The organism is Aeromonas sp. ZOR0002 (assembly GCF_963866995.1).
GTDB lineage: Bacteria > Pseudomonadota > Gammaproteobacteria > Enterobacterales > Aeromonadaceae > Aeromonas > Aeromonas caviae.
In genome coordinates, this window is the sequence record NZ_CAWMFQ010000203.1 from 56,742 (window position 1) to 65,420 (window position 8,679).

Annotated in this window: 8 protein-coding genes; 1 reads left to right on the forward strand and 7 read right to left on the reverse strand. The window is 63.3% G+C overall.

Going from position 1 to position 8,679, the window contains the following annotated elements:
- Nucleotides 1–230: 230 nt before the first annotated feature.
- The 3 genes from AACR77_RS12220 to AACR77_RS12230 form a co-directional block, all read right to left on the reverse strand.
- Nucleotides 231–1,895: an AMP-binding protein gene (locus AACR77_RS12220; RefSeq protein ID WP_042881828.1), complete on the reverse strand. Its 1,665-nt coding sequence runs from the start codon at nt 1,893–1,895 to the stop codon at nt 231–233.
- Nucleotides 1,896–1,994: 99 nt separating this feature from the next.
- Nucleotides 1,995–2,273, reverse strand: coding sequence for a YfcL family protein (locus tag AACR77_RS12225; RefSeq protein ID WP_042881830.1), 279 nt, complete (start codon nt 2,271–2,273; stop codon nt 1,995–1,997).
- A 107-nt stretch (nt 2,274–2,380) separates the two neighbouring features.
- Complete coding sequence (locus AACR77_RS12230; protein WP_042881832.1) at nt 2,381–3,496, reverse strand: ATP-NAD kinase family protein; 1,116 nt, start codon at nt 3,494–3,496, stop codon at nt 2,381–2,383.
- Nucleotides 3,497–3,613: 117 nt separating this feature from the next.
- Here AACR77_RS12230 and AACR77_RS12235 point away from each other — a divergent pair, with 117 nt between their 5' ends.
- Nucleotides 3,614–4,336 (forward strand): TerC family protein, encoded by a 723-nt coding sequence (locus AACR77_RS12235; RefSeq protein WP_010674455.1) that lies wholly within the window; start codon nt 3,614–3,616, stop codon nt 4,334–4,336.
- Nucleotides 4,337–4,422: 86 nt separating this feature from the next.
- Here the strand turns inward: AACR77_RS12235 and aroG are convergent, their stop codons facing one another.
- The 4 genes from aroG to AACR77_RS12255 all read right to left on the reverse strand — a co-directional run.
- Nucleotides 4,423–5,478: a 3-deoxy-7-phosphoheptulonate synthase AroG gene (gene aroG / locus AACR77_RS12240; RefSeq protein ID WP_042881834.1), complete on the reverse strand. Its 1,056-nt coding sequence runs from the start codon at nt 5,476–5,478 to the stop codon at nt 4,423–4,425.
- A gap of 198 nt (nt 5,479–5,676) precedes the next feature.
- Nucleotides 5,677–6,957 carry a 3-phosphoshikimate 1-carboxyvinyltransferase gene (aroA, locus tag AACR77_RS12245; RefSeq protein ID WP_041212941.1) on the reverse strand — a complete coding sequence of 427 codons (1,281 nt, stop codon included), beginning with the start codon at nt 6,955–6,957 and terminating at the stop codon, nt 5,677–5,679.
- Nucleotides 6,958–7,127: 170 nt separating this feature from the next.
- Nucleotides 7,128–8,216, reverse strand: coding sequence for a 3-phosphoserine/phosphohydroxythreonine transaminase (gene serC / locus AACR77_RS12250; protein ID WP_010674452.1), 1,089 nt, complete (start codon nt 8,214–8,216; stop codon nt 7,128–7,130).
- A 224-nt stretch (nt 8,217–8,440) separates the two neighbouring features.
- A partial coding sequence (locus tag AACR77_RS12255; RefSeq protein WP_231563227.1) for an FAD-binding protein occupies nt 8,441–8,679 on the reverse strand: 239 nt, incomplete at its 5' end.

The following is an 8,679-nucleotide window of genomic DNA, read 5'->3' on the forward strand; positions in this document are numbered from 1 at the left end:
TGACCCCAAGATGCATTCGCCCAGCCACTGGGATCACCCCTCTCCATGGATTTTGCAAATACCTTTCCCTGCCGTTCCCTCGACGCGGGGCGGCATGGCGGCGGGAAACCTCGGGTAAGGGGTCAATGCCCCAGCCCCCTGTCGGCTTGCTTCCCCCTGAAATACAGCGGGGGAGCCACTGGCTCCCCCGACTGTCATTGATATGGCCCATATGGCGGCACCGACCCCTGTCAGGACTCCCACAGGATGCGCTGGCTGCCGGACCAGCGCTCGCCGATGTCCGCGTATTTTTGTTCCAGCAGGTGGCGGCGGATCTTCATGGTGGGGGTCAGCACCCCGTTCTCGATGTTCCAGGGGCTCTTGACCACCAGGATGCCCCGCAGGCGAGCATGGGATTCCAGCTTGTCGTTGACCCGATTGAGGGCAGCCTCCAGCTGGGCCTCCACCCCGGCCTTGTCCCCCTTCATGGCTCTCTCGGCGAGCTGCACCAGGGCGACCGGCTGCGGCATGCCGTAGCCGATGACGCAGAGCTGCTCGATGATGGGCTCCTGCCCGAGCATCCCCTCGATGGGCACCGGGGCCACGTACTTGCCCTTGGCAGTCTTGAAGACGTCCTTCATGCGGCCAGTGATGGTGAGGTAACCCTCCCGGTCCAGCTTGCCCATGTCACCGGTGTGCAGCCAGCCCTCGGCGTCGATGGCCTCTGCACTGTGCTCGGGATCCTTGTAGTAGCCCACCATCATGCCGTCGCAGCGACAGAGGATCTCCCCCTCGTCGGAGATCTTGATGGTCACCCCGGGCCCGGCCTTGCCGACGGTGCCTATCTTGTCCGCCCGGAACGGGTAGTTGAGGGTGGAGTAGGCGTGGTTCTCGGTCATGCCCCAGGCCTCGGTGATATGGATGCCGATGCTGTGATACCACTCCAGCAGCGCCGGGGCCACCGGCGCAGAGCCGCAGCCCAGCACCCGCGCCTGATCCAGCCCCAGCCCCTTTTGCAGCTTGCTCTTGATGAGGCTGGAGACGAGGGGGATCTTGAGCAGCAGCGCCAGCTTTTTCTGGGGCAGCTTCTCGTGGATCTTGATGCGGAACATGGCCCAGAGCCGCGGCACCGAGATGAAGACGGTGGGACGGCAGCGCTTGACGTCCTCGATGAAGGTGTCGAGGGATTCGGGGAAGGCGATGGTGGCACCGCTGAACAGGCTGCCGCCGTAGATGTAGACCCGCTCGGTGATGTGGGCAAGGGGCAGGTAGGAGAAGCCGCGATCCTCGGCGGTGAGGGAGACCGCCTCCACCAGCTTCTCGCAGGACCAGGCGTAGCGCTCCACGCTCAGCATGGCCCCCTTGGGCTTGCCGGTACTGCCGGAGGTGTAGACCAGGCTCAGCAGGGCATCCGGCGCCTGCACCGGGCTGTCCGGGATGGGGTCGTATTGCGCCAGCAGATCGTCCCACTGGTGGGCGGCCGGCATGGTGTCGTAAGGCAGGGCGATACGCAGCAGATCCCCGGGCACCCCCGCCTCCTGGATCTTCCAGTCGTCCAGCTTGCCGACGAAGATCGCCCTGGTTTCGCTGTGGCGCAGCACGTATTCGATGGTGTCGACGTTGGCGGTGGGGTAGATGGGCACGCTCACGTATCCCCCCATCTGCATCGCCAGATCGGCGATGAACCACTGGGCGCAGTTCTTGGAGAGCAACGCCACCTTGTCACCGGGCACTAGGCCCAGGGCGCGCAGTGCCGTCACCATGCGCCGCGCCTCGTCGGCGACCTCACCCCAGGTGAAATCGACGTATTCGCGGTGGATGGTCTGACGCAGATAGATTCGGTCGGGACACTGCCGCTCCCAGTGATAGAGCATCTCGAGCGGCAGTCTGGTGGCAATGCGTGAGGTGGAGGCCATGGTTTAATCCCTGAAACAAAAGGCGAGCCTCATTATTAACCTTTTGATAACACTCAGGGAAGCAGATTACTTAAACTTGTGTTTGAACTGCGAATGGGATCAAGCTTCCGCCTGGGCCTGCAGACGCTTCCACATCTCCTGCACCAGCACCTCGTCCTGCTCGGAGAGCTCACCCTGCAAGATGGCCTCGTTCAGGCTGCGCAGCACATAGCTCTTGACGTCCCGCACCAGGGTCTTGCCCTCCAGCTCGGCGCGCGCCACCGCAAGGGAGATGTGCCCTCGCAGATAGCCACCCGCAAACAGCTCGTCTTCGCTGGCCGTGGCGACCATGGCGTCGATCAGTCCCAACAACTTGTATTCAAAATCGTGAATCGTCATTTAACGCAGCCTCATTTCCGGGGTTGCCGGCAAAAAATTCGGGGAGTGGAACCGCGATCCGGTCGATCGCGGCTCTCTGGCGCCAGGCCAGCCGCATCCTTGATGTCCTATTCCGGGTTGGCCACCGGGTAGATGACCTGATCCTTGTATCCCGTGGTTATGCGCAGATAACCACTCAACGACCGGTTCAGTGCCGGATCGTCGGTGTCCACCAGCAGCGGACGGCCTTCTAGCGCCGCCAGCTTGGCTTTGGTGGCGAGCACCTGGATATGCTCGCGCCCGACGGCCCGGATCACGTCTGGACTCAATTGCTGATTTCCGCGCCCGAACAGATGTCCCTGACCGCCGATCAGGGTGATGATCAGACGGCAGCGACGGCCGCGGATCCGGGTCAGGATCTCGGCGGCGGACAGATCCTGCCCGATAAGCCGGCCATTTTCCACCAGATCCACACCGAGCAAGGTATTTTCCAGACCCAGCTCCCCCATGCAGGCGGCCACCGTGCTCCCCGACCCCATCAGGTAGAGGGTATCGGGCTCCATCTGCTCCACCACACCGGCGGCAAGATCGGCGAGCACCAGCTCCTCGGACTCCCGCCCCCCCTGCTTGACCGCCTGCACGTAGCGCAGATCCCCGGGCACCAGCAACTGGCCGTAATGGCGGGCGCGCACCTTGCCGGCGCGAAACGCCTCCTCGTCGATGTCCATCACCTCCGCATCCACCAGGCTCAGGAGCTCCCCTGCGATCATTCTGGCCGCCACCCGGCCACTCGCCGCCGGCGTCACCCCGTAGACCCCGGAGTGGATTTTGCACCCCGCCGGGATGCCGAGCACATGGCAGGACTCCCCCACCGCCGCGCAGATGTCACGGGCGGTGCCATCGCCACCGGCGAAGAGCAGCAGATCCACCCCGGCATCGCGCAGGGCCAGGGCGGCCGCCCGGGTGTCCTCGGCGCTCGTCTGCGCCCCGGCAGGCCGATGGACGATGCGATGGGGCAGCCCCAGCTCGGCGGCGAGGTCGGCCCCCATCTCTTCGGCCACCGTCAGCAGCTCGAATGACGTGGTCAGCTCGCACAGGGGCAACAGGGCCTGGCGGGCCCGCTCCCGGGCCTTGGGGACGGCCCCGCGCGCCAGCGCCTCGGCGACCATGCCGTCACTGCCCTTGAGACCGACGGCCCCGCCGATGCCGGCGACGGGGTTGATGATGAGCCCTAATCGAAACATGTTTCCCTCCCGTTGAACGGCTGCCATTTTTATCTTTTCCCGCCACTGGGACAAGCCATGACCCCCTGCTAAAATGCGCGACTTCTACCTCAATCACTGTTCAACCAAGGTTCCATCATGCTGGAATGGATTGCGGACCCCTCCGCCTGGGTCGCGCTCGCCACCCTGACCCTGCTCGAGATCGTGCTCGGCATCGACAACATCATTTTCATCTCCATCCTGGTGGGTCGCCTGCCGGAAGCCCAGCGCCAGAAAGCGCGCATCCTGGGGCTGGGGCTCGCCATGGGCACCCGCATCCTGCTGCTGCTCTCCCTGGCCTGGGTGATGCGCCTCACCGAGCCCCTCTTCACCGTGCTGGGGGAAGCCATCTCGGGACGGGATCTCATCCTGCTGGTGGGAGGTCTGTTCCTCATCGCCAAGAGCACCCACGAGATCCACCAGAGCCTGGAAGGGGCCGCCGAAGAGGCGGGTGTGGTGAGCAAGACTGCGGGCTTCCTGTCCACCCTGGTGCAGATCGCCATCCTCGACATCATCTTCAGCCTGGACTCCGTCATCACCGCCGTGGGCATGGCGGATCATGTCCCTGTCATGGTGCTGGCCATCATCATCGCCGTCGGCGTCATGATGTTTGCCGCCAAGGCCATCGGCGACTTCGTCGATACCCACCCCACCATCAAGATGCTGGCCCTCTCCTTCCTTATTCTGGTCGGGGTGGCGCTGATGGCCGAAGGGCTGGATCTGCACATTCCCAAGGGTTACATCTACTTCGCCATGGCCTTCTCGCTGGTGGTGGAGATGATCAACATCCGCCTGCGCGGCCACCAGGAGCGGGCCAAGTAAACCGCGACCTGCCGAGAGATGGCCAAACAAAAAGCGCGACCCAGGGTCGCGCTTTTTTATTGCCCCGCCAACGGGGCGCCTTGGGCTCAGAGGGCGTTGCGAGCGGCCACGGCGTCCGCCAGGTTGCGCAGCAGCACCTCGGTATCGGCCCAGCCGATGCAGGCGTCGGTGATGCTCTGGCCGAAGGTGAGCTCGCACCCGTCCACCAGATCCTGACGCCCTTCCACCAGGTGACTCTCCACCATGACGCCGAACACCGCCTTGCTGCCGGCACGCAGCTGACCGGCCACGTCCTCGGCCACCAGCATCTGGTTCTTGAACTGCTTGCTGCTGTTGGCGTGGCTGAAGTCGATCATCACTTTCTGGGGCAGACCGGCCTTGTCCAGACCACTCACCACCTCATCCACGTGACGGACGCTGTAGTTGGGCTCGCGGCCACCGCGCAGGATGATGTGACAGTCCGGGTTGCCAGCGGTCGAGACGATGGCGGAGTGGCCGTACTTGGTCACCGACAGGAAGTGATGCGGGGCGCTGGCGGCGCCGATGGCGTCGATGGCCACCTTGATAGTGCCGTCGGTGCCGTTCTTGAAGCCCACCGGGCAGGAGAGACCGGAGGCCAGCTCGCGGTGTACCTGGGATTCGGTGGTACGGGCGCCGATGGCACCCCAGCTCATCAGATCCGCCACATATTGCGGGGTGATCATGTCGAGGAACTCGGAGGCGGTCGGCAGCCCCATGTCGTTGAGATCCAGCAAGAGCTTGCGACCCAGGCGCAGGCCGTCGTTGATCTGGCAGCTGTTGTCGAGGTAGGGGTCATTGATCAGCCCCTTCCAGCCCACTGTGGTACGGGGTTTTTCGAAGTAGACCCGCATCACGATCTCCAGCTGATCTTTCAGCTCGTCGCGCAGCACCTTGAGGCGTTTGCCGTATTCCAGGGCGGCGACCGGATCGTGGATGGAGCAGGGGCCGATCACCACCAGCAGGCGATCATCGTCGCCGGCCAGGATGTTGTGGATGGCCTGACGGGATTCAAACACGGTGGCCGAGGCGGTGTCGGTCGCCGGAAACTTCTCAAGCACCGCAACCGGGGGCAATAACTCTTTGATTTCACTGATACGAACGTCGTCGGTTTGATGCTGCATGACCAAGTTTCCTGCTAGATGACTGCGATAAAGAGATCTCAATCTAGCCCTGTGCCGGGTCGGTGTAAATAGAAAATTACATTCTTCGACAAGGAATTTTATTATCGCACCTTGCAAGTTTGCATAATGCTGCTAGGAGGCATGAAAAAAGCGGGGGGGCAGAGATGAAAAGGCCCGCACGAAGCGGGCCGAAAGGGCTCAGGCCTGACTGACGCTGGCCAGCTTGTCGAAGTAGTCCGGGAAGGTCTTGGAGGTGCAACCCGGATCATTGATGGTGACCGGCGTATCGGAGAGCGCCACCAGGGAGAAGCACATGGCGATGCGGTGATCGTTGTAGGTGTCGATGGCCGCGTGGGTCAGCTGTGCGGGCGGGATCACGGTGATGAAGTCGTGCCCCTCCTCCACTTCCACGCCCAGCTTGCGCAGCTCGGTCGCCATGGCGTGCAGGCGGTCGGTCTCCTTCACCCGCCAGTTGTAGATGTTGCGGATGGTGGTGGTGCCCTCGGCAAACAGCGCCGTGGTGGCGATGGTCATGGCCGCATCCGGGATGTGGTTCATGTCCATGTCGATGCCGTGCAACGGCCCCTGCTCGGCCTCGATGAAGTCATCGCCCCAGGTGATGCGAGCCCCCATCTTCTCCAGTACGTCGGCGAAGTGGATGTCCCCCTGGATGCTGTGCTTGCCGATGCCGGTAACCCGCACCTTGCCCTTGATGGCGCCCGCCGCGAGGAAGTAGGAGGCGCTGGAGGCATCCCCTTCCACCAGGAAGTCGCCTGGGCTGACATAGGTCTGGTTGCCCTTGATGTAGAACACCTTGTAGTCGTCGTGCTCGATGACCACCCCGAACTGCTTCATGATGTGCAGGGTGATGTCGATGTAGGGCTTGGAGACCAGCTCGCCCTTGATGTGGATGCGGGTGTCGCCGGCCGCCATGGGGGCCGCCATCAAGAACGCCGTCAGGAACTGGCTGGAGACGGAGCCGTCGATGTGGACATCGCCACCCCAGAGCCCCTTGGCATCGACCACCAGGGGCGGATAGCCATCCTTCTTCAGGTACTGGATGTGGGCACCCGCTTCGCGCAGGGCATCCACCAGGTGGCCGATGGGGCGCTCTTCCATGCGCGGCTCGCCGCCCAGGGTGTACTCGCCGGAGCCCAGGCACAGGGCGGCGCACAGAGGGCGCATGGCAGTACCGGCATTGCCGAGGAACAGGTTGACCGGCGCCGAGACCGCGAAGCTGCGACCCAGACCGTGCACGGTACACTCGGTCTTGTCGGCGGAGAGCTTGTACTTGACGCCGAGCTGGGTCAGCGCCGCCAGCATGTGGCGGATGTCATCGCTGTCGAGCAGGTTGGTCAGCCGGGTGGTGCCCCGGGCCAGGGCCGCCAGCAGCAGGGCCCGGTTAGAGACACTCTTGGAGCCGGGCAGATTGACCACCCCGGCCACGCTAGAAATGGGTTCCAAACGCAACGAATTCATAGACTTCCTGTTCGATCTCAATTAAATCACCTGACCGGACGTTAACAGCCCGCGTCCCCCGCGGCAAGTTCGACAGTGGCACGACCGCGGGAGAGGGTAGCCTGGGTCAGGATGGGTCTGAAAAACAGACGCCGGGGAGTCCCCGGCGTCTGGCAATGGGGAGACACGCCTCAACCGTGGCGTTTGGCAAAGTCATCCATAAAGCTGACCAGGGCCTTGACCCCTTCCAGGGGCATGGCGTTGTAGAGGCTGGCGCGCATGCCACCGACGATGCGGTGTCCCTTGAGGGCCAGCAGACCGGCCGCTTCCGACTCCGCCAGGAACAGCTTGTCCAGGGCCTCGTTTTTCAGCTGGAAGGGCACGTTCATGCGGGAGCGGCAGGCCACATCCACCTTGTTGCCATAGAAGCTCGACTGATCGAGGTAGCCGTAGAGGAAGTCAGCCTTCTCCTTGTTGCGTGCTTCCATCGCCGCCAGGCCACCCTGCTCCTTGAGCCACTCGAACACCAGACCGGCCAGGTACCAGGCGTAGGTGGGGGGCGTGTTGAACATGGAGTCGTTCTTGGCGGTGAGCTGGTAGTCGAAGATGGACGGCACATCGGCGCGGGCCTGGTTCAGCAGGTCATCGCGCACGATGGCGATGGCCAGACCAGAGGGGCCTATGTTCTTCTGGGCACCGGCGTAGAGGATGCCGAAGCGGCTCACGTCGAGGGGACGGGAGAGGATGGTGGAGGAGAGATCCGCCACCAGGGGCACATCGCCGGTGGCCGGGATGTCGAACATCTCGATGCCATCGATGGTTTCGTTCGGGCAGTAGTGTACATAGGCGGCATCGGCGCGAAACGCCGGCGTCGGCAGCAGGTGGGAGACCCCCTGCTCGTTCTTGGCTACCCCCTGGAAGGTCTGGATGTCACCGTATTTCTGGGCTTCATCCACGGCGCTCTGGGCCCAGACGCCGGTCACTAGGTAATCTGCCTTCTTGTTGGCGCCACCCAGCAGGTTCATGGGCACGGCGGAGAACTGGCCGCGGCCACCGCCGTGCATGAAGAGCACCTTGTAGTTGTCCGGCACCGCCAGCAGGTCGCGCAGGTCCGCTTCGGCCTTCTCGGCGACCGCCATATAGGGCTTGCCGCGATGGGAAAGCTCCATGACCGAGGCTCCCAGCCCCTGGAAATTACAAAATTCGCGCTGGGCGCGCTCCATGACTTCAACCGGCAACATGGCGGGGCCGGCGCAGAAGTTGTAAATCTGTTTGCTCATGACGCTTTCCGTGAATGGATGTGTGTGATCGGTGACTCGAACGTTTTTACACGACAGCCCCCCGTGGGGGCAAAGGCTTTTTGGGATCCAGCGCAACCTTTTGCCCCGGCGCCACCGGGCACCCATCAGACAAAAGCCCTGAACGGGCAGGGGCTTGCAGAGAATATGCATGGAAACGGGGGCGAGACAGCACGGACGGCTTTCTTCGCCCCTTTGTGGCAAATTTACAGCTTGGCGGTGAGCTCCGGCAGCAGGGTGAAGAGATCCCCCACCAGACCGTAGTCCGCCACCTGGAAGATGGGGGCCTCGGCGTCCTTGTTGATGGCGACGATCACCTTGGACTCCTTCATCCCCGCCAGATGCTGGATGGCGCCCGAGATGCCCACCGCGATGTAGAGCTCGGGGGCCACCACCTTGCCGGTCTGCCCCACCTGCAGGTCGTTGGAGACATAACCTGCATCCA